Below are 23,373 nucleotides of genomic sequence, written 5' to 3' on the forward strand. Positions count from 1 at the left end.
AGGTGCCCACCCCTAGCCTCGGGTCATGGCACGATTCGACGTTGACGGGGCCTCGATCTACTACGAGACCGAAGGGGACCCCGCGGCACCGGCGGTGCTCCTGATCCACGCGGGCATCGCGACGCTCCGGATGTGGGATGACATCGTGCCGACGCTCGCGAAGAACCATCACGTCATCCGATTCGACTGCCGCGGCTTCGGCGAGACGAAGACGGAGGACGTCGAGTTCTCCAACCGAGCCGATGCGATCGCGCTGCTCGACCACGTCAACGTCGAGAAAGCGACCGTCGTGGGCTGCTCGCGGGGCGGGCTCATCGCACTCGACCTCGCAGTCGAATACCCCTCGCGGGTCGCCGGGGTCGTCACGATCGGCGGCGGTGTGAGCGGCTTCCCCGACACCGAGTTGACCGCGGAGGAGGATGCCCTGATCGACCGCATGGACGTCGCATTCGAGCAGGCCGAATGGGAGACCCTCAACCGGCTCGAGGTCGAGTTGTGGGCGTTGGGTGTGCGGCGCGACCACGGCGGTCTCGACCCCGACTTCGTGACGCGCGCGTACCAGCTCAACCAGCCGAACCTCGCGCACATCCACGAGAACCCCACCCCCATCCCACTCGAGCCGCCCGCATACGATCGCCTCGTCGACGTGACCGTTCCCGCGCTCGTCATGGTGGGCGACCACGACCTCAGCGAGGTGCTCGTCGCCTACGAGTACCAGCTCTCGGCCCTTCCGAAGGCCGACAGCGCCCGCTTTCCCGATGCCGCGCACCTGCCAAGCGTCGAGCAGCCCGAGGAGTTCGAGCGGGTGCTGTGCCGTTGGCTGGCGGAGCACGACCTGTAGCCCTCCCGCCACCCGGGCGCGTTCACCATTCAGGAACTCGCGCGCTCTCGCCACTTCAACATTCAGGAACCCGCGCTCACTCGCCTCTTCAAGATTCAGGAAGTGGGAACTGCCTACGGGCCGTGAGCGATCTCTTCCGCCTCATCTGACGCTCAGTCCTCTTCTTTCACTGCACCTTCCTGAATGATGCAGAGCGGTTTCCACCCCCACTTCCTGAATGATGAACACGGCTTCGGCCAGCACTTCCTGAATGTTGAAGCCCTGCTGGGTCAGTCGGCGGGGCTAGGCCGAGGGGCGGATGCCGCGGCATCCGCTCGCTCGTTAGCCTTGGGGGATGACTGACGAATGGGTGCGCCCGCTGCCTGATCGGCGTGGCGTGCAGCGCGACCTCGTGGGGGCGCTCGTGCTCGCGGTCGGCGCCGCGCTCAGCACCATGCTCTACACGCGCGTCGGAATGTTCGACGAGCCTGCGCCGCCCTGGCTCAGCCTGCTCGCCCTCGCGGCGGTGACGCTCCCGCTCGCGCTGCGCCGACGCCATCCCGAGATCGTCGCGGTCGTCGTCTCGACCGGCTTCTTCGTGGCTGGGCAGTTCGCCGTGCCCGAGGCGCTGATCACCCAGATCACGATGTTCGTCGCGATCTACAGCGTCGGCGCCTGGTCGCGCAGCAGGCGTCGCGCCGACATCGTGCGGCTTGTGATCATCGTCTTCATGTTCGGCTGGGTCGCGGTCAACCTCATCGTCACCGTGAGCGACCCCGAGATGCTGCCGGATGTCTCGCGCAGTGGCGTCTTCTCGGCATTCGCGTCGTTCGCCGTCATCAACTTCGCCACCAACATCCTCTACTTCGGCGGCGCCTGGTACTTCGGCAATCACATGTGGCTCGCCGCACGCGAGCGGGCTGAGCTGGAGCGTCGCACCGCCGAGCTGCAGGAGGAGCGCGAGCACAGCATGCGCCAGGCGGTCGCGCTCGACCGGGTGCGCATCGCGCGGGAGCTCCACGATGTCGTCGCGCACCACGTCTCCGTCATGGGGGTGCAGGCGGGCGCCGCGCGCCGCGTGCTCGACCGCGACCCCGGGCAGGCAACCGAGTCGCTCGAGGTCATCGAGACCAATGCGCGCGCCGCCGTCGATGAACTTCACCGGTTGCTGACGACCCTTCGCGACCCGGACGCGGCAGGGCCGGGAGAGACGGATGCGGCGACGGAATCCGCCTCGACGCGCGGCCTTGAGCAGTTGGGCGACCTCGTGGAGGCGACCCGAGCCGCCGGAACCCCGACCACCCTCGTGGTAGTCGGGGAGAAGCATCCTGTAACCACAATGGTCGGTTTCACCCTCTACCGGGTTGCGCAGGAGGCGCTCACGAACGTGCGGAAGCACGCCGGCGAGCGCGCCGAAGCCGAGGTGCGGCTGCGCTACATCGACGGGAGGGTTGAGCTCGAGGTGACCGACACGGGCCGCGGGCGGGGCCTCGCGACATCCGTCTCGGGCGGTCTCGGACACATCGGTATGCGTGAGCGTCTCGCCGCCGTCGGTGGCACGCTCGAGACGGGGCCGCGCACCCGGGGCGGCTACCTCGTGCGGGCGGTCGTGCCGCTCGGCGGGACCTCCGCACCGCAGCCCGTCGCCGCGGCAGGAGGCACAGCGTGACCCGCGTGCTGCTGGTCGATGACCAGGACCTCGTGCGGGCAGGCTTCCGCACGATCCTGCAGAGCGAGCCCGGCATCGAGGTTGTCGGCGAGGCCGCAAGCGGCGCGGACGCGATCGACCGGGCGCGCGAACTGCAACCCGATGTCATCTGCATGGACGTGCAGATGCCGGGGATGGACGGACTCGAGGCGACGCGGATGCTCGTGGCCGATGCATCCGTCGCCGCCGGGGTGCTCATCCTCACGACCTTCGACCGCGACGACTACCTGTTCGAGGCGCTGCAGGCCGGGGCATCCGGGTTCCTGCTGAAGAACGCTCGTGCGGAGGAGCTGATCGACGCCGTGCAGATCGTCGCGCGCGGTGACGCTCTGCTTTCGCCGAGCGTCACGCGGCGCGTCATCGCGCGCTTTGCCGGGGACGAGCCGGCGGCGCCCGCGGCCATCACGAACTCGGCCGCCGTGCGCGACCTGACCGAACGCGAGCTCGAGGTGCTCGGGCTCATCGCGGCAGGGCTCTCGAACTCGGAGATCGCCGCCAAACTCTATGTGGGCGAGGCCACCGTCAAGACGCACGTCTCGAAGGTGCTCATGAAGCTGGGGCTGCGCGACCGCATCCAGGCCGTCATCTTCGCGTACGAGCACGGGCTCGCGGGCTGACGCCACCGCCCGCCCCGGCCGCGCCGGCCATCACCGCGGTGTTTTCTGCTCAACACTGGGGTCTTCGCGGCAGCGCTGAGCAGAAAACACCGCGCTGTGCAGGTACGCGAGGGCGCGAGGCTCCGCCTGCGGGGGGAGCGCCAAGACCAGCCGGGTGGCGGATGCTGCAACCCCGCGGCATCCGTAGCGTGGAAGCATGCTCGAACTCGACTCAGTCTCCCGCTCCTTCGGCGAGCGCCGGGTGCTGCACGACGTCTCGTTCACGGTGGCCCGCGGCCGCATGACGGGCTTCGTCGGCGGCAATGGCGCCGGCAAGACCACGACCATGCGCGTCATGATGGGCGTGCTCGCGCCAGACTCGGGGCGCGTCACGCTCGACGGCTCCCCCATCAGCACCCAGGCGCGGACCCGCTTCGGCTACATGCCTGAGGAGCGCGGCCTCTACCCCAAGATGAAGGTGGCCGAGCAGATCACCTACCTCGGCCGGCTGCACGGGCTCAGCACCGAACGTGCGAAGGCCAACACGGATGCCCTGCTCGAGCGTCTCGGACTCGGCGAGCGCTCCGGCGATACGGTCGAGAGCCTCTCGCTCGGCAACCAGCAGCGGGCGCAGATCGCGGCGGCTCTCGTGCACGAGCCGGAGGTGCTCATCCTCGACGAGCCCTTCTCGGGCCTCGACCCCCTCGCGGTCGAGGTCGTGCTCGGGGTGCTCAAGGACCACGCGGCGAAGGGCGCCCCCGTGCTCTTCTCCTCCCACCAGCTCGACATCGTCGAGCGTCTCTGCGACGACCTCGTCGTGATCGCCGACGGCACGATCCGGGCGAGCGGGTCGCGGGAGGGCCTGCGCGAGCAGCATTCGGGCAACCGGCATGAGCTGCAGGTCGCGGGCGACCTGGGCTGGTTGCGCGACGAGCCCGGGGTCGAGGTGCTCGAATTCGACGGGGGCTATGCCGTCTTCGACTGCGATTCCCAGGAGACCACGCAGCGCGTGCTCCGCAGCGCGATCGCCGCCGGCCCCGTGCTGGCGTTCACCCCGAAGCATCCGTCTCTCTCCCAGATCTTCAAGGAGGTCATCCAGTGACCGCGTCGACCGGCCCCGACACCCCCATCACCCCCCTCGGCATCACCTCGGCCACCTGGTTGGTCGCCGACCGGGAGATCCGAATGCGGCTGCGCAGCAAGGCGTTCCTCATCAGCACCGCCATCCTCGTGCTCGCCGTGCTCGCCTCCGTCGTCATCGGCGGCATCATGAGCCGCAACACCGAGCTGCCGCAGGTCGCCGCCGTGGGCGCGGCCATCGAGGTCGCCGAGCAGACGGGGGCGCTGGATGTCACGGTCGCCGAGTCGGGCGAAGAGGCGGAGCAGCTCGTGCGCGACGGCGAGGTCGAAGCCGCCATCGTGCCCGCCGACTCGCCCACGGGCATCCAGATCCTCGCGCTCGATGAGGCACCGCTCACGGTCGTCCAGTTTCTCAGCGTGAGCCCCGAGGTCGTGCTGCTCGAGGAGACGGAAGGCCCCGACGGGTTCCTCATCTACCTCGTCTCGCTCGGCTTCGGCATCGTGTTCCTCATGTCGGCGCTCACCTTCGGCATGGCGATCGCGCAGAGCGTGGTCGAGGAGAAGCAGACCCGCATCGTCGAGATCCTCCTCGCGACCGTCTCGGTGCGGGCCCTGCTCGCCGGCAAGGTCATCGGCAACAGCATTCTCGCCCTCGGTCAGATCGTCATCATCATCGGAGCGGCCGGCATCGGGATGCTCGCCTCCGGTCAGGACATCCTGCTGGCGGATGTGGGCCCCTCGCTCGTGTGGTTCGTGGTCTTCTTCATGTTCGGCTTCGTGCTGCTCGCATCCCTCTTCGCGGCGGCGGCGGCGCTCGTCTCGCGGCAGGAGGACATGGGTGTGACGACAACCCCGATCATGTACCTCGTGATGATCCCGTACTTCCTCGTGATCTTCTTCAACGACAACCCGCTCGTGCTCGGCATCATGTCGTACGTGCCGTTCTCCGCCCCGGTCGGGATGCCCATGCGCATCTTCCTCGGCTGGGCCGAGTGGTGGGAGCCGCTGCTGTCGCTCGGCATCCTCATCGCCTCGACGCTGCTCATCATCGGGGTCGGCTCCCGCATCTATGAGAACGGGCTGCTGCGGATGGGCGCCCGCGTCAAGCTCAAGGAGGCGCTGAAGGGGTAGCTCGCCTCCCTTGCCAGACAGGGCGGTGTTTTCGCATCAGGGCGGTCGAATATTCGGCAGCGCAGAGAAGAAAACACCGCACTGTTGCGGTTGGGCCCGCCGGACACTCGCCTGCGAGACTGGACGGATGCGACTCCACGACCCCCAGGAACGGCACTTCGCGAGCGACAACTACGCGGGGGTGCACCCCGAGCTGCTCGCGGCGATCGCGGAGGCGAACGGCGGACACCAGTCATCGTACGGAGCCGACGCCTACACGGCCCGGCTGCAGGAGGTCGTCCGCGAACACTTCGGGGAGACCGCCGAAGCCCTGCCGGTCTTCAATGGCACGGGCGCGAACGTCGTGGCCCTCACGAGCATGCTGCCGCGCTGGGGTGCCGTGATCACGGCCGGCACGGCGCACATCAACACGGATGAGAACGCCGCCCCCGAGCGCGTCTCCGGCATCAAGCTACTCACGGTCGACACGCCCGACGGCAAGCTCACCCCCGAGCTCATCGACCGCCACACGGGCGGCCGGGGCGACGAGCACCGCGCCCAGCCACTAGTCGTGAGCGTGACGCAGGCGACCGAGCTCGGCACCGTCTACACCCCCGAGGAGCTGCGCGCCGTGAGCGACCACGCCCACTCCCTCGGGATGCGTGTGCACCTCGATGGGGCCCGCCTGGCGAACGCCGCGGCATCCCTCGACGTTCCCCTCCGTGCCCTGACGATGGATGCGGGCATCGACGTCGTGAGCTTCGGCGGCACCAAGAACGGGCTGCTGTTCGGCGAGGCCGTCGTGGTGCTCGACCCCGCGGCATCCGTTGGTCTGCCGTTCATTCGCAAGTACACGATGCAGCTGCCCTCGAAGATGCGGTTCGTGTCGGCGCAGCTGGTGGCGTTGCTGGAGGGCGACCTGTGGCTGCGTTCCGCCCGGCACGCCAACGAGATGGCGGCGCGACTGCGCGGCAGGCTGGAGGGCTCCGTCACCTTCACGCAGCCAAGCGACGCCAACGCCCTCTTCGCGATCCTGCCGGTGGATGCCGCGGCTCGCCTCCGCGAGCGACACCACTTCTACGACTGGGACGCGGCCCGCGGCGAGGTGCGCTGGATGACCGCATTCGACACGACGGAGGCCGACGTCGACACCTTCGCGGATGACGTGCTTGCGGCGATCGGCGCGCGCTGAGCATCCGCTAGCCGGCGTCAGCCGCGGTCGAGGGCCCGTTCGATCGCGTCGCCCAGCAGCTCGCGCATGCTGAGCGTCCAGGTCACCGTCAGGTGGTCTTGGTCACGGTAGACGTTGGCGCCGCTCACGACCACGTGGCATGACTCCTCGTCGCAGTAGAGCTCCGTGAGGTCGAGCAGCTCGGATGCCTCGGCTCCCGCGATCGCGATGGGGTCGTCCTCCACGAGCACCGAGTCCCGCGGCTCGGCGCACGCCTCGATGCTGTTCTGGCGCAGGCACTTGTTGGGGTCGTCGCTGAGGTCGGGGTTGTCGACGATCGTGACGATGGGGGCGTCGCCCGCCCAAGCCCACGCCTCGGTGAAGCCGGCGGCCGCGGCATCCGCATCGGAACCGGGGTAGGGGGTCGTGGCGAGCGCGGCCGTGAAGATCGCGTCGAAGGGCTCGCCGCTCTCGAGCTCGGCGCGCAGATTCTGCTTCCATGCATCGCAGGAGGCGGTGAAGGCGGCGCTGGGGCCGCCCACCTCGGCGGCGTTCCACGGGCAGGCGCCCTTGAGGTACGTGGTGAGGGCCCAGCCGCGCTCTTCGGCGAGCGTGATCATCGCCTCGATGTACTGGTACGCGTGGCTGTCACCGATGAGGGCGACGCGGGGAGCATCCGCGGCCTCGCTGCCGAACTCACAGGCAACCAGCTCCGAGTTGTTGAGCTGCACGAAGCATTCCTCGTGCTCGGGGGAGTCGGCGTTGCCGAAGCCGGGGCTCGGCACGATGAGCCCCTCGAGTTCGGGGTTGTCGCAGCCGCCTAGCGACAGCGCACCGAAGCATTCGGGGAAGTCCTCACGGATGGCCTGGAGCTCCGCCGCGGCCGCCTCGTAGCGCGGCTGGTTGACGAGGTAGGCGACACCGGCGAAGGCCGCCGAGACGGCCATGAGCACGACCGCGAAGGCCGCCGTGACGCGGGGGCGCCGTCGGGTGAGGTAGCGCCACTGGCGGCCCGGATCCTCGACGAACTTCTTGGTGAGCCATGCGAGCACGAAGCAGAGCACAAAGAGCGTGAGTCGGTGCGCCGTCGTGAGTCCCCACCCGGGCACATAGGGGGCGATGACGACGAGCGGCCAGTGCCACAGGTAGAGAGAGTAGGAGATGTCGCCGATGAAGCGGGCGGGTCGGAGGCTCAGGATGCTGCCCGCCTCCCACCAGCGCTCTGAGCGGCGGGCGGCGATCACGGCGACGGCCGCGAACACGGGCAGGATCGCCATGTAGCCGGGGAAGGGCGTCGACGGGCCGTAGAGGTAGGCGGTGACGAGGATCACGAGGAGCCCGCCGTAGCCCAGCACGGCGTTGGCCCACACGCTGCGGGGTCTCAGCGCCGGGAGAAGGGCGAGGAGGGCGCCCGCCCCGAACTCCCACATGCGGGTGAAGGTCACGAAGAATGCGGGGGCGGGCTCGAGTGCCGTGTAGACGACGGAGAAGACCAGGGAGAGCGCCGAGACGACGATGACGGTCGTGACGAGCGCGGCCGTGCGCTTCTGCGTGAGGAACTTGGCGCCGAGGCTGACTCCCGCGAGCAGCAGCAGCGGCCAGAGCACGTAGAACTGCTCCTCGAGCGACAGCGTCCAGTAGTGCTGCGCCATGGTGGGGTCGTTCTCGGCGGCCAGGTAGTCGACGGAGTTTGCCGCGAGCACCCAGTTCTCGATGTAGAAGGTGCTCGCAAGAATCTCGCGCACCGTGTCGCCGAGCCCGCTCAGGGGCAGCACGAGCAGCGTCGCGACCGAGCAGAAGAGCAGCACCGCGATCGATGCGGGCAGCAGGCGGCGGATGCGTCGGCTCCAGAACTGCGGCAGGTTGATGCGCTGCGTATCCGTCAGCTCCCGCACGAGGTGCGCCGTGATGAGGAAGCCCGAGATGACGAAGAAGATGTCGACGCCGATGAACCCGCCCGAGAGGCGGCCGGGCCAGAAGTGGAAGACCACGACGAGGAGCACGGCGACCGCGCGGAGGCCCTGAATGTGGGGCTCGAAGTGCCTCGCCGCGACCGGGAGTCGACGCCGGCGCTCGGCGAGTGTGTGCGTCATCGGGAGAAAGGGTATCAGCGTGGTGCGACGCCGCAGTGGCGACGGGGCCGTGACGGAGAAGCTGTGCGCGCGGTGGGAGTCTTCTCGTCGATCACGCCGTGCTCGGCGCGCGCCCCTACCGCGCCTTTCAGCGCGAGCACGTCCTGATCAGCCCTTTTGCCGAACCATGACCGGCTGGACGCGCGATATCACCCCCAAACGGGGTACTTCTACGCCACTTCTCCTGCAAGTTCAAGCACTTGTTCTGCCCGAGAAGCACTACTTCTCTTCGAGAAGTGGGCGCTGGCTGGCGTCCCCCGCTCGACCCGAAGGAGATGCTCATGAATGCAGCTCTGCTCAAGGAACGCTCCGCTCGCCGCGAGCGCACCCTCGCCCGCTATGCCGACGCCGGCCTCGGCAACACCGCGACGGAAAGCCGCGCGCGCCTGTGCCACGCCGTCGTCGTCGATCACCTCGACCTGGCCGAGACGATCGCCCGCCGCTACTCCCGCGGCACGCAGGACTGGTCGGACATTCGCCAGGTCGCCTACCTCGGCCTTGTGAAGGCGGCGCAGCGCTTCGACGCCGACAAGGGTGACGACTTCGTCTCCTTCGCCGTGCCCACCATCTCGGGTGAGATCAAGCGTCACCTCCGCGACAACGGGTGGTTCGTGCGGCCGCCGCGTCACGTGCAGGAGCTACACGCAAGCATCACGCGCGCGCTACCGGCACTCGCCCAGAAGCTGGGGCGCATCCCTTCGTCGCGCGAGATCGCTGACGAGCTCTCGCAGCCGCACGACCGGGTGCGGGAGGCGCTCGCCTCGCAGGAGAGCCTGCGGCCGGCGTCCCTCGACCACCCCGCGGCCGACGGCAACTCCACGGTCGGGGATCTGGTGGCATTCGATGACCTCCAGTTCGAGTCGGCGGATGTCTCGGTCGAGGTGCTTGCCGCGTGCCGGGCCCTCTCCCTTCGCGACCGCCGCATCCTGTGGCTCCGATTCTTCGAGAACCACACTCAGCAGGAGATCGCGACCGAGCTGGGCGTGACCCAGATGCAGGTCTCGCGGCTCATCCGGCGCATTCTGGGTGAGCTACGCGAGCGGCTGTCGCCCCCGCTGGCGGCGACCGCCTGACGGCCGCCGCCAGCGCGCGGCTCAGCTGCCCAGCTGCTCGCTCACGGCAGTAGGTGCGTCGTACTGCTTGTCGTCGATGTTGCGGAGGGCGCCGAGGACGTCCTCGTCGGCTCCCGCCGCTTCGGCCGCGCTCACGATGTCGTCCTTGCTCGCGGGGTAGTCGATGCCGCCCAGGTACTTCTGCACCTGAATGGGGTTGGGGCTGTCAGCCATTGCTGCCTCCTCCTCTGGGATTCGTACCCGTGCTGTTCCCCATCTCCGCGTGTCTCAAACGCTCGGGGAACACCCCGCCGACATCGTGCGAGACGAGTTCCCATGATCCCGAGCTGCCCACGCGGAGCTCCGTGACGCCGCCGTTGCCCAGGAGGATCTCCCGCGTCGCGCCCGATGGTCGATCGGCGAGCGCCGTCACGATGAGGGTGCGAAGCAGGTAACCGTGCGAGACGACGAGGGTGGTCCCGGTGTGCGCATGCGCGAGCACCCGGGCGGCCCGAGCCGAGACATCCGCCCATGCCTCACCGCCGGGGGCCGTGGGGAAGTCGTCGTGCACGCGCATCCAGTGCTCGTAGGCCTCCGCGAGATGACTGGCCGCGAGTTCGGCTCGGCTGCGGCCCTCGAATTCGCCGAAGTCCATCTCGCGCAGGTCGTCGAGCAGTTCGAGGGGCGCGGCGATGTCGCCGCGCGCCCGGAGGAACTCGGCCGTCTCGACACAGCGGCGAAGGGGGCTGCTCAGCACGCGGTCGATGCGCTCGCCGCGAAGAAGGGCGGCCGTCGCGTCAAGGGCTTCGTGGGCGTCGGCGTGCAGGGCGACGTCGCTCCTGCTCGTGTAGCGGCCTTCGAGGTTCCAGGCGGTGATGCCGTGGCGCACGAGGAGCAGGCGGGCGGTGCCGCTCATCCCGTCGCGACCCGGGATTCGAGGCGGGCGACCGCGCCGAGAACATCGTCGACTGTGACGGCGAGGATGGCCGGGTCGGGCTCGGCCGCGAAGGCGTCACCCCGACGCACACGTGCATCGGTCAGGGTCACGTGTGGGCCGTCGGCGGGCGGGCCCCACTCCTCGACGGGGGCGGGGCCGAAGAGCACGACCGAGGGGGTGCGGTAGGCCGAGGCGAGGTGTGCGGCACCCGTGTCCGCCGAGACGACGAGGCGGGCCTCACGGATGAGCGCCGCGAACTCGTCGAGGGCGAGAGTGCCCGCGAGCACGGTGGAGTCGGGGAGCCCCGCGAGGGATGCCGCGTGCTCTGCGCGTGCCCGTTCCGCCCCGCTGCCCGTGAAGACGACGCGATGCCCGAGCGCGTCGAGGGCTGAGGCGACGGCCGCGAAGCGCTCGACCGGCCACTCGCGCGAGCCGTAGAAGGCGCCCACGTGCACGACCGTCGCGTGGGCGATGACGGCGGGCGCGGCCGGGGGGAGCAGCAGCACGTCCTCGGGATCCGCGGGCATCCCGTGCGCGGTCACGAGCCGCGCCCAGCGGTAGCGCTCGAGCACGCCGTCCTCCCATTCGGGTCCGTCGCGCAACTCGTTGCGGTGCCCCACCACCCGGCGGGCCCCCAGCGCCTCGATGATGCCGCGACTCTCGGGGCCGTTGCCGTGTAGGTTGACGGCGATATCGATACGCCCCGGCGCGATGGGCAGTGGATCGTCGAGGCCGGGCGTCGGAAGCAGCACGTCGACGCCCCCGATGAGTTCGACGATCGGCTCCAGCCAGCCGGGCACCGCCAGCACGAGCCGATGCTCGGGAAGGGCGCGATGGATGCCGCGGATGGCAGGCACTGCCACGAGCAGGTCCCCGAGCTTGAGGGCACGCAGCGCGAGCACCTCGCTCCTGGGGGCACGGGAGCCGAAGTCTTCCACCTGACCAGCAGTAGTGCCGACGGCGACGGGACGGCAGTGCTCGCGCCGCGGCATCCGGCGTCTTCACAGGCTCGAGCAGTGCCGACGTTTACTTCTCCTTTCGCTGGGGAACAGCACTGCTATGGACTACTCCACGCCAGCGAGCACGGGGCCGCGCGCGGTGCTGTTCGACCGCGACGGAACCCTCGTCGTCGATGTGCCCTACAACGGCGACCCGGCGCGCGTTCGGCTGATGCCGGGTGCGGCCGAGGCGGTGCGGATGCTGCGGGAGCGCGGCATCCTCGTCGGCGTCGTCAGCAACCAGTCGGGCATCGCCCGCGGGCTGCTGACGCGGGAGCAGGTCGACGCCGTCAACGACGTGGTCGATCGCCTCGCGGGTCCCTTCGACGTGTGGGCGGTGTGCCCGCACTCGCCAGAAGACGGATGCTCGTGCCGCAAGCCCGCCCCAGGCATGGTGCTTTCGAGCGCTCGCGCCCTCGGCGTCGCACCGCACGAGGTCGCGGTCATCGGCGACATCGGTGCCGACGTGGGTGCCGCGCAGGCGGCGGGTGCCCGATCCCTGCTCGTGCCGACCCCCGTGACGCGCGAGGAGGAGGTCGCCCATGCGCCCCTCGTCGCGCCCGACATCCTGACGGCGGTCGAGCTGCTGCTCGAGGACGTGCCGCAACCGGCGACGAGCGGAGCCGCCCTATGACCCGGGCCCTCGTGGTGCGCCTCGACAGCGCGGGTGACGTGCTCCTCGCGGGACCCGCGGTGCGCGCGGTCGCCGCCGGGGCCGACGAGGTCGTCATGCTGTGCGGACCGCAGGGGGCACCCGCCGCCCACCTGCTGCCTGGCGCCGATTCGGTGCTGACCTGGGCGTGCCCGTGGATCGTCGACCCCGCCCCGGATACCACGCGCGAGCATCTCGACGAGCTCGAGCTCCTGCTGGCCCGCGTCTCCCCGATCGATGTCGCGGTCATCCTCACCTCCTTTCACCAGTCGCCGCTCCCGCTTGCGCTCCTGCTGCGACTCGCGGGGGTCCCTCGGATCGTGGGCGCATCGACGGATTTCGCAGGGAGTCTCCTCGATGTGCGCCTCAAGCCGGGCGAGGACCTCGACGAGGACCAGCCCGAGCCGGAACGGGCGCTCGCCATCGCGGCGGCGGGCGGCTTCACCCTGCCCGCGGGCGACGACGGCAGGCTCGCTGTCGACCCCATCTCTGATGCCTCCCCGCTCGTCGGCGAGGAGCCCTACATCGTCGTCCACCCGGGGGCTTCGGTTCCCGCCCGCGAGTGGCCTGCGACCCACCACCGCGACCTCGTGGCCCTGCTCGCCGAACAGGGGCATCGTGTCGTCGTCACGGGCGCGCCCGCCGAGCGGGAACTCACACGCTTCGTCGCGGGCGAGCACGGCCTCGACCTGGGCGGGCGCACGAAACTGCCGGTGCTCGCCGATGTGCTGCGACGCGCTCGCGTCGTCGTGACCGGCAACACGGGCCCCGCGCACCTCGCCGCCGCCGTCGGCGCCCCCATCGTGAGCCTCTTCTCCCCCGTCGTGCCCGCCGTCCGTTGGGCTCCCTACCGCACGCGCGTCGAGCTGCTGGGCGACCAGGGCGCGGCATGCGCGGGCTCGCGGGCTCGCGTATGCCCCGTGCCCGGGCATCCGTGCCTCTCCTCCGTCACGGCGGAGGACGCCCTCGCGGCGTGCGAACGACTCATGGCAGCGGATGCTGCGAAACCCCGTCATCCGATGGTCGAGGAGGTGGCCCGATGAGAGTCATGGTGTGGCATGTGCACGGCGGCTGGATGGACGCGTTCGTGCGCGGCGGACACGACTACCTGCTGCCGACCAGGCCCGGCTCGGGAACGGGCCGCGGAGGCACGGGCGAGCCGTGGCCCTCCGGCGTGCGCGAGGTGAGCGACGCGGAGCCCTGGGCCGAGGACGTCGATGTCGTCGTGCTGCAGCGGCCGGAGGAGATCGCCGAGGTTGAGCGCCTGCTGGGGCGGAGCCCGGGCCGCGACATCCCCGCGATCTTCGTGGAACACAACACTCCAAAGGGGGCGGTGCCCAACGAGCGCCACCCGCTCGGCGACCGCGGCGACATCCCCATCGCGCATGTGACGCACTTCAACCGCCTCATGTGGGACTCGGGAGATGCGCGCACGCTCGTGATCGAGCACGGCATCCGAGACCCCGGGCTGCTCTATCGCGGCGAGCGCCCCCACCTCGCGACGGTCGTCAACGAGCCGGTGCGCCGGTGGCGAGTCACGGGCACCGACCTGCTCGCCCAGTTCGCGGAGGCCGCCCCCATCGAGGCATACGGCATCGCGACCGAACTGCTGCCCGAAGCGACCGGTCTGGGCGAGGACCGGCTGATCCTCGGGGGCAACCTGCCGACTCGGCGCCTGCACGGCGAACTCGCGCTCAGCCGCGTCTACCTGCACCCCCTGCGCTGGACCTCACTCGGGCTGAGCCTGCTCGAGGCGATGCACCTGGGGATGCCCGTGGTCGTACTCGACACAACAGAGGCGGCCCGCGCGGTGCCACCCGAGGCGGGCGCGATTTCGAGCGACGTCGACGCGCTCGTGCGCGAGGCGCGCCGCCTCATCGAGGACCCCGACGAGGCGCGGGCACGAGGACGGGTCGCGCGGGAGGTCGCGCTCGAACGCTACGGGCTCGCGCGCTTCTTGCAGGACTGGGATGACGCGCTGGATGACGTAGTCGGAGGCAGAACGCCTGCCGGCTCAGCGATGCCGCAGTCGCGGCTGAAGGAAAGGGTGACGCCATGAGGATCGCGATGATTTCGGAGCACGCGAGCCCGCTGGCCACGCTGGGCGGCGTGGACGCGGGCGGGCAGAACGTGCACGTCGCAGCACTGTCGAGCGCTCTCGCTCGACGCGGACACAGCGTCACCGTGTACACGCGAAGAGACGACCCCGCGCTCGCCGACCGGGTCACCTTTGCACCCGGTGTCGAGGTCGTGCACATCACGGCCGGCCCGGAGCGACACATCCTCAAGGACGAGCTTCTGCCCTACATGGAGGCGCTCGGCGACGGCGTCGCGGCCGACTGGGCCCAGAACCCGCCCGACATCGTGCACGGGCACTTCTGGATGTCGGGGCTCGCCGCGCTGCGAGCGGCCGGCAGTATCGCGGCGGAACGCAGCATCCCCGTGACCCAGACCTTCCACGCGCTGGGCGCCGTCAAGCGCCGCCACCAGGGCCTGCAGGACACGAGCCCGCCCGAGCGCGAATGGCTCGAACCGTGGGTAGGCCGCAGCGCGGACAGCGTCATCGCGACCTGCTCGGACGAGGCGTTCGAGCTCAAGGCACTTGGTGTGCCCTCGACGGGGATCTACGTCGTGCCCTGCGGCGTGGACCTCTCCCTCTTCTCCCCCGAGGGCCCGGCAGAGTCGAAGGGGCGAACCTTCCGCATCGTCACGGTCGGTCGCCTCGTGCAGCGCAAGGGCGTCGACCTCGTGATCGAGGCGATGGCGCGACTCGTCGCCGACACGGCGCAGGACGTCGAACTCGTCATCGTCGGCGGTTCCGGCAGCGCCGACAGCCTGCGCGACGACCCCGAGGTGCAGCGCCTGAGCGCCAAGGCGCGCGAACTCGGCGTCGAGGATCGCGTGCACATCCGGGGCCAGCTGGGGCTGGATGCCCTCCCCGCCGTCTACCGTTCCGCCGACGTCGTCGCGTGCACCCCCTGGTACGAGCCCTTCGGAATCGTGCCGCTCGAGGCCATGGCGAGCGGCGTGCCCGTCGTCGCGAGCTCCGTCGGGGGACTCATCGACACGGTCGTGGATGGCGGCACGGGCATCCACGTTCCCCCGCGCGACAGCGCCGGGATCGCGGATGCTCTTGCCGCACTGCTCTCCGACGAGGACCTGCGGCGCACGCTCGGGCGGGCCGGGCGCGAGCGCATCGAGGCCCGCTACGCGTGGGACCAGATCGCGGCAGACACGGAACGCTCCTACCGCCGCACGATCGCCCGGGCCCGCGGGGCCAGCTCCCGCAGCGCCCGCGGCACGGTCGAGGGGGTGTCCCGATGACGACGGAATGGCTTGCCCCCTCCGTAAGCGCCCCGGCCCGCGCCCGGGAGAGCGACTACGAGGTCATCGAGACCCACATCGACGCGCTTCGACCCGTGCTCGACGCCCTGCACCTGCACGCGCCCCAGCTCGCCCGCTGGGGCACCGAGCTGGCGCACAGGCTGCACGGGGGCGCCCGGGCCTTCGCCGCCGGCAACGGCGGTTCGGCCGCAGAAGCCCAGCACCTGACGGCCGAAATCGTCGGGCGCTTCGACGGCGAGCGCCGCGCCTTCTCCGCCATCGCCCTGCACGCCGACACCTCGAGCGTCACCGCGATCGGCAACGACTACGGCTATGACGAGGTCTTCGCCCGCCAGATCGAGGCGCACGCGCGGCCGGGCGACGTGCTCGTGCTGCTGTCGACGAGCGGCAAGAGCCCCAACCTGCTGAAGGCCGCCCGTGCAGCCCGCGCCGCCCGCGTCACCACCTGGGCGCTCACGGGCGCCGGCCCCAACCCGCTGACCCTCGAGTGCGACGACCACATCGCCCTGCAGGGGCCCTCCGCCAACGTGCAGGAGGCGCAGCTCGTGGCCGTGCACTCCCTCTGCCGGGCCTTCGACCGGCAGATCGCCGTGCTCGACGGGAGGGCCTGATGCGCATCACGGTGGTGGGGGACGTGCTCCTCGACGTCGACCTCGTCGGCTCAGCCGAGCGCTTCAGCCCCGACGGGCCCGTGCCCGTCGTCGACGTGGGTTCGAGCATCCGTCGCCCCGGCGGGGCCGGACTCGTGGCCGCCATGCTCGCCCGCGACGGACACGACGTCACCCTCGTGACCGTGCTGGGCGAGGATGCGCCGGGGCAGGAGATCCGCGCCGCACTCGCTGACGTGACCGTTGTGGCGGCGACGAGCGGAGCGCCGACCCCCGTCAAGACGCGGCTGCGTGCGGATGGGCATCCGATTGCCCGCATCGATGAGGGTTGCGCGCCCGTCGACGTGCCGCGGGTGAACCCCGCCATGCTCGACGCCGTCGGGCAGGGCTCCGCCATCATCGTCGCCGACTACGGTCGCCGCCTGAGCGAGAACGCCGAGCTGCGGCGGGCACTCGACGCGGCCGGTCGGCGCGTGCCCCTCGTGTGGGACCCGCACCCGCGCGGGGCGACACCCGTTCCGTCGACGCGCGTCGTGACGCCCAACAGCAGCGAGGCGGCCCGCGCCACGGGAGTCGCGACCGACGACGTCCCAGGAGCGGCCGCGGCGGCCGAGGAACTCGTGCGTCGCTGGGGCTGCCACAGCGTCGCTGTGACCCTCGGGGCACGCGGCGCCCTCCTCAGCGAGGGCACGGGGGCTGTGCCGCTCGTCGTCTCCGCCCCCAGGGTGCGGGCCGAAGACCCGTGCGGCGCGGGCGACCGGCTCGCGGCATCCCTCGCGGTGGCCCTCGGCCGGGGCAGCGGCCTGCCCGAGGCGCTGCGCGGGGCCGTCGCCGACGCGAGCGCCTACCTTGCAGCGGGCGGCGTTGCGGCACTCGCCGCCCCACCGACGCCGACGCCCCTCCCGCGTGACGCCGTGACGGCGCTGACGGTCGCCCGCGAAGCCCGGCAGACGGGGGGCACCGTCGTCGCGACCGGCGGATGCTTCGACCTCCTGCATGCGGGACACGCCCACGCCCTCTCGGCCGCCCGCGCCCTCGGCGACTGCCTCATCGTCTGCCTCAACTCCGACGACTCTGTGCGGCGGCTGAAGGGCCCGACGCGACCCATCATGAGCGAGGCCGACCGCGTCGACCTGCTGCTCGCCCTCGAATGCGTCGATGCCGTCATCGTCTTCGACGAAGACACCCCAGAGGCGGTGCTGCGGCAGATCGAACCCGAGCTGTGGGTCAAGGGCGGGGACTACGTCGCCGCCGACCTACCAGAGGCCGCCGTGCTCGCCGAATGGGGTGGCCGCGCCGTCACGGTGCCGTTCCACCCCGGGCGTTCGTCGTCGGCCCTCGCCGACGCGATCGCCAAAGTCAGCTGACCACCATCAACGACCCGCGCGACAGCGCAGGAAGGACATTCATGTCTGCTCCCACCACACGACCCATCGGCCGCGTCCTCATCACGGGCGGCGCCTCCGGACTCGGGGCGGCCGTCGTCGACGCCGTGCGCGACGCGGGCGGCACGCCCATCGTGCTCGACCGCTCGATCGAGCACGTCTCGGGCGTCGAGGCGCACGAGGTCGACGTCTCCGACACGAGAACCGTCGAACGGCTCGTGGGTGAGATCGCCGCCGACGGCGGGCTGGATGCTGTCGTCACCGCCGCGGGAATCGACCGGTGCGGCCGCCTCAGCGATGTGCCAGCAGAGGAGTGGGAGAAGGTCGTGCAGGTCAACCTGCTCGGCACCGTCGCGGTCGTGCGGGCGGCCCTGCCCGCGCTGCACAGCTCCCACGGGAGGGTCGTGACCGTGGCATCCTCGCTCGCCCTCAAGGCGGTGGCGGATGCGACCGCCTACTGCGCGTCGAAGTTCGGCGTGCTCGGCTTCAGCCGCGCACTCGCGGCCGAGACGAAGGGCGAGATCGGCGTCACGACGCTCGTGCCCTCTGGCATGAAGACCAAGTTCTTCGACGACCGCGACGAGAAGTACAAGCCGCAGGACGACTCACGCCTCAATGACCCCGCGCTCGTCGCCAACGCCGTCATGTTCGCGCTCTCGCAGCCCGAGACGAGCGAGGTGCGCGAACTCGTCATCTGCCACGCCGAAGAAGACTCCTGGCCATGAGGTCGGCCGCGTCGGCGGCGACCGGCTCCGGCGCGACATCCGCGACGAAGGAGTCGTCGTGCTCGCAGCGCTCCGCCGTCCACCCCACCTGCGTGACATCGCGCCCGCAGGTGGGGCAGGCCATCGTCCAGGCGACGTGTGGGCGGTGGTCCGCCCGCCCCAGCGGGCCGGCATTGATCAGGTTGGGGAACCAGTAGATCCCCACCGTGCTCGTGCCGACGGCCTGCGCGAGGTGTCGCGGCCCGCTGTCATTACCAACCAGAACGTCGGCGAGTGACATGAGCCCCGCGGCCTCGCCCAGCGGGAGCTCGCCCGCGAGAGACGAGACCCTGCTGGATGCTGCGAGCTCGACGATCTCGCGGGCGGACGCAGCATCCGTCTCGTCGCCGATGACGACCACCTGGGCACCCTCACCCGCAAGCCGGCCCGCCACTTCAGCGAAGTTCGCGTTCGGCCAGCGACGGCGGGGGTCGGTCGCCCCCGGATGCAGCAGCACGAGCGGCGCTTCGGCATCGATGTGGCGCGCGGCCGCAGTCCGTTCCTCATGCGTGACGTGGATGCGAGGTTCCAGGCGCACGGGCGCGGCCCCCGCGAGGCCGACCACCTCGAGCGCGCGCAGCATCTCGTGCTGGTAATAGACGTAGGGCAGATCGCGCTCGAGGCCGGCCGCATCCGGGGTGCGGGTGCCGACCGTGTGACGAGCGCCGAGCCGCAGTAGGAAGGGGTTGGAGTAGCGGCCCCCGCCGTGCAGCTGCACCGCGAGGTCGAAGCGGCGCCGGCGCATCCGGTCCAGGAACCGGGTGGTCTCCAGCTCGTCCTCAGCGCTTCCCGGCACATCGCGCACCCCGCGGCTCACGGGGAGAACCTCGACCTCATCGATCACGCCCGGCCTGCCCTGCAGTAGCGCCGCATGAAGGGGCGTGCCCAGCAGGGTGATGCGTGCGGCCGGGTATGCGGCCGCGAGAGACTCGATCGCCGCGAGCGAGAACAGGAAGTCGCCCAGTCCGCCCCCTCTCAGCACCGCGATGCTGCGGACCTCCTCGAAGGGTTCGCCCAGCTCCCCCAGGCTCAGTCGTTCGATGGGGGGACGCAGATGCGGGCGCCCCACGTCCGCCACCGCGGTCGAGTCGTGCTGCGACATCTCTTGACCTCCTCGCCTTGCCTGCTCATGACAGTTCCCAATACGAGCCCCGCCAAAACACGTGTAGGGGGGCGGGCAGGTGGGTACAGGCCGGATACGCAAACCGAAGGAGGACGGATGACGACGACGCAGGTCATGACGCAGGGCACAGCCGTGGCGGCGACGAGTGGGACCATCGCAATCACCGACCCCCGCGACGGCACAGCGGTCGGCGCGATCGAGACGACCGCCCCCGCGCTGCTGCCTGACCTCGTGAGTCGTTCCCGCACCGCCTTCCGCTCGTGGGCGCGCGTCTCCCCCGCTGAGCGCGGCAGCCTGCTGAAGGATGCCGCACACCGAGTCGCTGCGCGGGAGGAGGAGCTCGCCCGCCTCAACGAGCGGGAGACGGGCAAACTCTACGCCGACGCGCTCGGCGGGGTGCGCGCGGGCGTCGACACGCTCCTGCAATACGCCGAACTGGGCCCACTGCATCGCGGGCGAAGCCTGCGGGGCGGACACACGGCGCTCGACTATGCCACTCCGGAGCCCCGCGGGGTCGTCGCCGCCATCACACCCTGGAACGACCCCGTCGCCGTCGCGGCGGGCATCCTGGGTGCCGCGATCGTGAGTGGCAACACCGTCATCTCCAAGGCGAGCGAGAAGTGCCCCCACGTGGGTCTCCTCTTCGCCGAGATCGTCGCGGAGGCGCTGCCAGACGACGTGCTCATTCCCGTGTCGGGTGACGGAGAGCTGGGTGCAGCCCTCGCGGCGAGCACGGGCGTCGACGTCATCGCACACGTCGGTTCGACGCGCGCGGGGGAGTCGATCGCTCGGGCAGCCGCAGCCACGGGTGCGCACGTCATCCGGGAGAACGGCGGAAACGACGCCCTCATCATCGACGCCGACGTCGACCCCGAGTGGGCCGCCCAGCAGGCCGCGCTCGGCTCCTTCGCCAACGCGGGCCAGATCTGCACGTCGGTGGAGCGCATCTTCGTGCATGCCGACATCGCGGAGGCTTTCACGAGTGCCCTCGTCGCCGAGGCCGAGCGCTACACCCGTGAGGGGCTTCTCGGCCCCCTCGTCGACGAGGGGCAACGCACCGCCGTGCACACCGCCGTCTGCTCCTCAGTGGAGGATGGCGCCGTCGTCGCCTGCGGCGGCATCATCCCCGAGGGCCCCGGATGCCACTACCCCGCGACCGTGCTCACCGAGTGCCGCCCCCAGATGGCGGTCATGCGCGAGGAGACCTTCGGCCCCATCGCGCCCGTGCAGGTGGTCGCAAGCTTCGAGGAGGGCATCGCGCGAGCATCCGATGACCGCTACGGGCTCGCCGCGAGCGTGCTCACGCGCTCGCTCGAGCACGCCCAGCATGCCGCCGCCGAACTGCCCGTCGGCACCGTCAAGGTCAACAACGTCTTCGGCGGCGCGCCAGGCGGTTCGGCGCAGCCGCGAGGCGCGAGCGGCGCAGGGTTCGGCTACGGTCCGGAGCTGCTCGACGAGATGACCACCGTGAAGGTCGTGCACATGGGAACGGCGCGATGACGGCCACCGAGCCTCACGTCGAGCAGCGCCTGGACGCGACAGCCCTCGACCTCATCCGCCACACGGCGCCCCGGGTCACCGTCATCGGGGACCTCATCCTCGACGGCTGGTGGGCCGGCCACAGCGAACGCATCAGCCGCGAGGCCCCCGCGCCCGTCGTCGATGTCGCCGAACGCCGCTATTCCCCCGGAGGCGCCGCCAATACGGCCATGAACTTGGCCGCCCTCGGAGCGCACGTGCGGCTCGTCGGCCTCGTGGGCGACGACGACGATGCCGACCGCCTCCTCGGCATGCTCGCGGAGGCGGGGGTGGATGTCTCGGCCGTCGTGCGGGCGGAAGGTGCGCGCACGACCACCAAGACCCGCATCGTGAGCGACGACCACGTGCTCGTGCGTGTCGACGACGGCCACCACGGGCCCTTCCCCGCGGAGCAGCTTGAGCGACTCGCCGAGCAGGTGCGCGCGGAACAGGCGGATGCCGAAATCGTGTGCGACTACGGCTTCGGCACCCTCCACGGGCCCGTCATGGATGCCCTCGCCGACCCGGCCCGTCAGCGCCCCGCCCTGCTCGTGGTCGACGCCCACGACGGCGCACCCTGGGCTACGCTCCGCCCCGACATCGTCACCCCCAACGCGGCGGAAACCGCTCGTCTCCTCGGCGTGCCCGAACTCGGGAGCGACCGTGTCGCCGCCGTGCTCGACCGCCGGGAGCGCCTGTGGGAGGCGACGGGCGCCGCGACCGTCGCAGTCACCCTCGACTCCGAAGGGTCCCTCGTGCTCGACCGCGCCGGCGCCGTGCACCGCACCCACGCGCATCCGGCCCTCGACTCGCGCACCTCGGGAGCGGGCGACACCTATGCCGCCGGGCTGACGGTGGCACGGGCATCCGGCCTGCCCCTCTCGGTCGCGGCGGAACTCGCGCAGGTCGCCGCCGATGTCGTCGTGCAGCGCTACGGCACAAGCATCTGCACCCTTGACGATGTCGCAGCCGAGATCGGGCCGCAGAACGACTTCGCCGTCGACCACGACGCCCTCGAGGCCCTGCTCGCCGCCGAACGCGAGGAAGGGCGCCGCATCGTCTTCACCAACGGATGCTTCGACGTGCTGCACCGCGGACACACCACCTACCTCGCCCAGGCCCGCAAACTCGGCGACGTGCTCGTCGTCGCCATCAACGACGACGATTCGGTGCGCCGCCTCAAGGGGCCCGACCGGCCCGTCAATACCGCCGCCGACCGCGCTGGCGTGCTCGCCGCCCTCGGCTGCGTCGACTACGTGACCCAGTTCGACGACGACACCCCTCGGGCACTCCTCGAACGCCTACGCCCCGACATCTACGTCAAGGGCGGCGACTACACGCCCGAGATGCTCAGCGAGACGGAGGTTGTGCGCGGCTACGGGGGCGAGGTGCGCACGCTCGACTACGTGCCGTCGCATTCCACGACCGAGGTGATCGGGCGCATCCGCAGCACCGCGCCGTCGGAGACCTCATGAGCGGCTCCATGCCTCGGCGGGCGGATGCCCCGGGCTCGAGCCGCCGCGGATCCGCCGAGTGGGCGCGGCCCCGCGAGGCCGTGGTGCCGCTCATCGACGTGCTCGTGCCCAGCTACGAACGGCCCGCCGAGCTCGCCGTCACGCTCGCGGGACTCGCGGGGCAGGATGACCCGCCCTTCCGTGTGATCGTGAGTGACCAGTCCGCCCACCTCGACTCGATCGGGCAGCCGGCCGTGCAGGCGATGGTGCGAGTGCTCGAAGCGCAAGGACGCCCCGTGGAACTTCTGCGGCACCTGCCGCGCCGCGGGATCGCCGAGCATCGGCAGTTCCTGCTGGAACGCGCGACCGCACCGCTCGTGCTCTTCCTCGACGACGACGTGTGGCTGGAGCCCGGCACGCTGGACCGGATGACGGAAGCGCTCGACCGACTCGGGTGCGGCTTCGTCGGCTCGGCCGTGCAGGGGCTCTCCTACCTCGACGACGACCGCCCCCAGGAGCGCGCGCCGCTCGAGCTGTGGGACGGCCCCGTCACACCCGAGACCATCACCCGCGAGTCCGAGGGCTTCGGCCGGTGGACGTTGCACAACGCCGCGAACCTCGCGCACGCGGCATCCGCCCTCGATCTGGGCCGCGACGAATGGGTGGCCTACCGCGTCGCCTGGGTGGGCGGGTGCGTGCTCTACCGGCGCGACGCCCTGCTCGAGTGTGGAGGCTTCAACTTCTGGAGCGAACTCCCGGCCGACCACGCGGGGGAGGACGTCGCGGCACAGTGGCGGGTCATGGCGCGCTACGGCGGCGCGGGCATCCTGCCGAGTGGCGCCGTGCACCTCGAGGCGCCGACAACCTTGCCACACCGGGGGGTCGAGGCGACCGACGTCGTCTCCGTGCCCTAGGAGCAC

At 70.7% G+C, this 23,373-nt stretch carries 22 protein-coding genes; 17 read left to right on the plus strand and 5 right to left on the minus strand.

All coding sequences use genetic code 11. The features are described from left to right. The first annotated feature begins 25 nt into the window (after window positions 1–25). The 6 genes from OH146_RS07315 to OH146_RS07340 all read left to right on the plus strand — a co-directional run bounded on the left by OH146_RS07315 (window position 26) and on the right by OH146_RS07340 (window position 6,506). Complete coding sequence (locus OH146_RS07315) at window positions 26–841, plus strand: alpha/beta fold hydrolase (protein WP_265158965.1); 816 nt, start codon at window positions 26–28, stop codon at window positions 839–841. A 334-nt stretch (window positions 842–1,175) separates the two neighbouring features. After that, complete coding sequence (locus OH146_RS07320; protein WP_265158966.1) at window positions 1,176–2,489, plus strand: sensor histidine kinase; 1,314 nt, start codon at window positions 1,176–1,178, stop codon at window positions 2,487–2,489. Then, window positions 2,486–3,145, plus strand: coding sequence for a response regulator (locus tag OH146_RS07325; RefSeq protein WP_265158967.1), 660 nt, complete (start codon window positions 2,486–2,488; stop codon window positions 3,143–3,145). The genes OH146_RS07320 and OH146_RS07325 overlap by 4 nt, the downstream gene beginning before the upstream one ends. A 196-nt stretch (window positions 3,146–3,341) precedes the next feature. Then, window positions 3,342–4,226, plus strand: coding sequence for an ABC transporter ATP-binding protein (locus OH146_RS07330; RefSeq protein ID WP_265158970.1), 885 nt, complete (start codon window positions 3,342–3,344; stop codon window positions 4,224–4,226). Beyond that, on the plus strand, window positions 4,223–5,335 hold the full coding sequence (locus tag OH146_RS07335) for an ABC transporter permease (protein ID WP_265158972.1): 1,113 nt from the start codon (window positions 4,223–4,225) through the stop codon (window positions 5,333–5,335). The genes OH146_RS07330 and OH146_RS07335 overlap by 4 nt, the downstream gene beginning before the upstream one ends. A 127-nt stretch (window positions 5,336–5,462) precedes the next feature. Then, window positions 5,463–6,506: a threonine aldolase family protein gene (locus OH146_RS07340; RefSeq protein WP_265158974.1), complete on the plus strand. Its 1,044-nt coding sequence runs from the start codon at window positions 5,463–5,465 to the stop codon at window positions 6,504–6,506. Window positions 6,507–6,523: 17 nt separating this feature from the next. Here OH146_RS07340 and OH146_RS07345 read toward each other — a convergent pair whose 3' ends face one another. After that, window positions 6,524–8,578 (minus strand): acyltransferase family protein, encoded by a 2,055-nt coding sequence (locus tag OH146_RS07345; protein ID WP_265158976.1) that lies wholly within the window; start codon window positions 8,576–8,578, stop codon window positions 6,524–6,526. 320 nt (window positions 8,579–8,898) lie between these two features. Between OH146_RS07345 and OH146_RS07350 the strand changes: the two genes are divergently transcribed. Further along, window positions 8,899–9,690 carry a sigma-70 family RNA polymerase sigma factor gene (locus OH146_RS07350; RefSeq protein ID WP_265158979.1) on the plus strand — a complete coding sequence of 264 codons (792 nt, stop codon included), beginning with the start codon at window positions 8,899–8,901 and terminating at the stop codon, window positions 9,688–9,690. A gap of 21 nt (window positions 9,691–9,711) precedes the next feature. Here the strand turns inward: OH146_RS07350 and OH146_RS07355 are convergent, their stop codons facing one another. From OH146_RS07355 to OH146_RS07365, 3 genes are read right to left on the minus strand one after another with little or no spacing between them, the layout of a single operon-like run. Further along, window positions 9,712–9,903, minus strand: a complete 192-nt coding sequence (locus OH146_RS07355; protein ID WP_265158981.1) for a DUF2795 domain-containing protein — start codon at window positions 9,901–9,903, stop codon at window positions 9,712–9,714. Next, window positions 9,896–10,585, minus strand: a complete 690-nt coding sequence (locus tag OH146_RS07360) for a histidine phosphatase family protein (protein WP_265158983.1) — start codon at window positions 10,583–10,585, stop codon at window positions 9,896–9,898. The genes OH146_RS07355 and OH146_RS07360 overlap by 8 nt, the downstream gene beginning before the upstream one ends. Further along, window positions 10,582–11,598 (minus strand): glycosyltransferase family 9 protein, encoded by a 1,017-nt coding sequence (locus tag OH146_RS07365; protein WP_265158986.1) that lies wholly within the window; start codon window positions 11,596–11,598, stop codon window positions 10,582–10,584. Before OH146_RS07365 ends, OH146_RS07360 begins: the two co-directional genes overlap by 4 nt. A gap of 67 nt (window positions 11,599–11,665) precedes the next feature. Here OH146_RS07365 and OH146_RS07370 point away from each other — a divergent pair, with 67 nt between their 5' ends. From OH146_RS07370 to OH146_RS07400, 7 genes are read left to right on the plus strand one after another with little or no spacing between them, the layout of a single operon-like run. Continuing rightward, window positions 11,666–12,238, plus strand: coding sequence for a D-glycero-alpha-D-manno-heptose-1,7-bisphosphate 7-phosphatase (locus OH146_RS07370; RefSeq protein WP_265158988.1), 573 nt, complete (start codon window positions 11,666–11,668; stop codon window positions 12,236–12,238). After that, complete coding sequence (locus OH146_RS07375) at window positions 12,235–13,299, plus strand: glycosyltransferase family 9 protein (RefSeq protein ID WP_265158990.1); 1,065 nt, start codon at window positions 12,235–12,237, stop codon at window positions 13,297–13,299. Before OH146_RS07370 ends, OH146_RS07375 begins: the two co-directional genes overlap by 4 nt. After that, window positions 13,296–14,315 (plus strand): glycosyltransferase, encoded by a 1,020-nt coding sequence (locus OH146_RS07380; RefSeq protein ID WP_265158992.1) that lies wholly within the window; start codon window positions 13,296–13,298, stop codon window positions 14,313–14,315. The genes OH146_RS07375 and OH146_RS07380 overlap by 4 nt, the downstream gene beginning before the upstream one ends. Then, a complete protein-coding gene (locus tag OH146_RS07385; RefSeq protein WP_265158993.1) occupies window positions 14,312–15,580 on the plus strand; it encodes a glycosyltransferase in 1,269 nt (422 codons plus the stop codon). The genes OH146_RS07380 and OH146_RS07385 overlap by 4 nt, the downstream gene beginning before the upstream one ends. Continuing rightward, entirely contained in the window at window positions 15,577–16,212 is a 636-nt protein-coding gene (locus OH146_RS07390) for a D-sedoheptulose-7-phosphate isomerase (RefSeq protein ID WP_265158995.1), read from the plus strand. The genes OH146_RS07385 and OH146_RS07390 overlap by 4 nt, the downstream gene beginning before the upstream one ends. Further along, window positions 16,212–17,576 (plus strand): PfkB family carbohydrate kinase, encoded by a 1,365-nt coding sequence (locus OH146_RS07395; RefSeq protein WP_265158997.1) that lies wholly within the window; start codon window positions 16,212–16,214, stop codon window positions 17,574–17,576. The genes OH146_RS07390 and OH146_RS07395 overlap by 1 nt, the downstream gene beginning before the upstream one ends. A gap of 41 nt (window positions 17,577–17,617) precedes the next feature. Further along, the gene (locus OH146_RS07400) at window positions 17,618–18,319 is read left to right on the plus strand and encodes an SDR family oxidoreductase (RefSeq protein WP_265158999.1); all 702 of its coding nucleotides are present in this window, start codon (window positions 17,618–17,620) and stop codon (window positions 18,317–18,319) included. On the opposite strand, the gene OH146_RS07405 is transcribed toward OH146_RS07400, so the two are convergent. After that, on the minus strand, window positions 18,285–19,460 hold the full coding sequence (locus OH146_RS07405; protein ID WP_265159015.1) for a glycosyltransferase family 9 protein: 1,176 nt from the start codon (window positions 19,458–19,460) through the stop codon (window positions 18,285–18,287). The two genes, OH146_RS07400 and OH146_RS07405, sit on opposite strands and share 35 nt — an antisense overlap. Window positions 19,461–19,577: 117 nt before the next feature. Between OH146_RS07405 and OH146_RS07410 the strand changes: the two genes are divergently transcribed. The 3 genes from OH146_RS07410 to OH146_RS07420 are packed head-to-tail and all read left to right on the plus strand — an operon-like array spanning window position 19,578 to window position 23,367. Then, entirely contained in the window at window positions 19,578–20,981 is a 1,404-nt protein-coding gene (locus OH146_RS07410) for an aldehyde dehydrogenase family protein (RefSeq protein WP_265159017.1), read from the plus strand. Then, window positions 20,978–22,474, plus strand: coding sequence for a D-glycero-beta-D-manno-heptose 1-phosphate adenylyltransferase (rfaE2, locus tag OH146_RS07415; protein ID WP_265159019.1), 1,497 nt, complete (start codon window positions 20,978–20,980; stop codon window positions 22,472–22,474). Before OH146_RS07410 ends, rfaE2 begins: the two co-directional genes overlap by 4 nt. Beyond that, window positions 22,471–23,367, plus strand: coding sequence for a glycosyltransferase family 2 protein (locus OH146_RS07420; RefSeq protein WP_265159021.1), 897 nt, complete (start codon window positions 22,471–22,473; stop codon window positions 23,365–23,367). Before rfaE2 ends, OH146_RS07420 begins: the two co-directional genes overlap by 4 nt. The last annotated feature ends 6 nt before the right edge of the window (window positions 23,368–23,373 follow it).

Source organism: Homoserinimonas sedimenticola (assembly GCF_026094475.1).
Lineage (GTDB): Bacteria > Actinomycetota > Actinomycetes > Actinomycetales > Microbacteriaceae > Homoserinimonas > Homoserinimonas sedimenticola.

Bases quoted from the DNA above. Each gene is read 5' to 3' on its own strand.
- OH146_RS07375 (WP_265158990.1), top strand. From the start codon at position 12,235: ATGACCCGGGCCCTCGTGGTGCGCCTCGACAGCGCGGGTGACGTGCTC.
- OH146_RS07420 (WP_265159021.1), top strand. From the start codon at position 22,471: ATGAGCGGCTCCATGCCTCGGCGGGCGGATGCCCCGGGCTCGAGCCGC.
- OH146_RS07370 (WP_265158988.1), top strand. From the start codon at position 11,666: ATGGACTACTCCACGCCAGCGAGCACGGGGCCGCGCGCGGTGCTGTTC.
- OH146_RS07380 (WP_265158992.1), top strand. From the start codon at position 13,296: ATGAGAGTCATGGTGTGGCATGTGCACGGCGGCTGGATGGACGCGTTC.
- OH146_RS07355 (WP_265158981.1), bottom strand. From the start codon at position 9,903: ATGGCTGACAGCCCCAACCCCATTCAGGTGCAGAAGTACCTGGGCGGC.
- OH146_RS07360 (WP_265158983.1), bottom strand. From the start codon at position 10,585: ATGAGCGGCACCGCCCGCCTGCTCCTCGTGCGCCACGGCATCACCGCC.
- OH146_RS07365 (WP_265158986.1), bottom strand. From the start codon at position 11,598: ATGCCGCGGCGCGAGCACTGCCGTCCCGTCGCCGTCGGCACTACTGCT.
- OH146_RS07395 (WP_265158997.1), top strand. From the start codon at position 16,212: ATGCGCATCACGGTGGTGGGGGACGTGCTCCTCGACGTCGACCTCGTC.
- rfaE2 (WP_265159019.1), top strand. From the start codon at position 20,978: ATGACGGCCACCGAGCCTCACGTCGAGCAGCGCCTGGACGCGACAGCC.
- OH146_RS07390 (WP_265158995.1), top strand. From the start codon at position 15,577: ATGACGACGGAATGGCTTGCCCCCTCCGTAAGCGCCCCGGCCCGCGCC.
- OH146_RS07350 (WP_265158979.1), top strand. From the start codon at position 8,899: ATGAATGCAGCTCTGCTCAAGGAACGCTCCGCTCGCCGCGAGCGCACC.
- OH146_RS07400 (WP_265158999.1), top strand. From the start codon at position 17,618: ATGTCTGCTCCCACCACACGACCCATCGGCCGCGTCCTCATCACGGGC.
- OH146_RS07340 (WP_265158974.1), top strand. From the start codon at position 5,463: ATGCGACTCCACGACCCCCAGGAACGGCACTTCGCGAGCGACAACTAC.
- OH146_RS07385 (WP_265158993.1), top strand. From the start codon at position 14,312: ATGAGGATCGCGATGATTTCGGAGCACGCGAGCCCGCTGGCCACGCTG.
- OH146_RS07320 (WP_265158966.1), top strand. From the start codon at position 1,176: ATGACTGACGAATGGGTGCGCCCGCTGCCTGATCGGCGTGGCGTGCAG.
- OH146_RS07410 (WP_265159017.1), top strand. From the start codon at position 19,578: ATGACGACGACGCAGGTCATGACGCAGGGCACAGCCGTGGCGGCGACG.
- OH146_RS07345 (WP_265158976.1), bottom strand. From the start codon at position 8,578: ATGACGCACACACTCGCCGAGCGCCGGCGTCGACTCCCGGTCGCGGCG.
- OH146_RS07330 (WP_265158970.1), top strand. From the start codon at position 3,342: ATGCTCGAACTCGACTCAGTCTCCCGCTCCTTCGGCGAGCGCCGGGTG.
- OH146_RS07315 (WP_265158965.1), top strand. From the start codon at position 26: ATGGCACGATTCGACGTTGACGGGGCCTCGATCTACTACGAGACCGAA.
- OH146_RS07405 (WP_265159015.1), bottom strand. From the start codon at position 19,460: ATGTCGCAGCACGACTCGACCGCGGTGGCGGACGTGGGGCGCCCGCAT.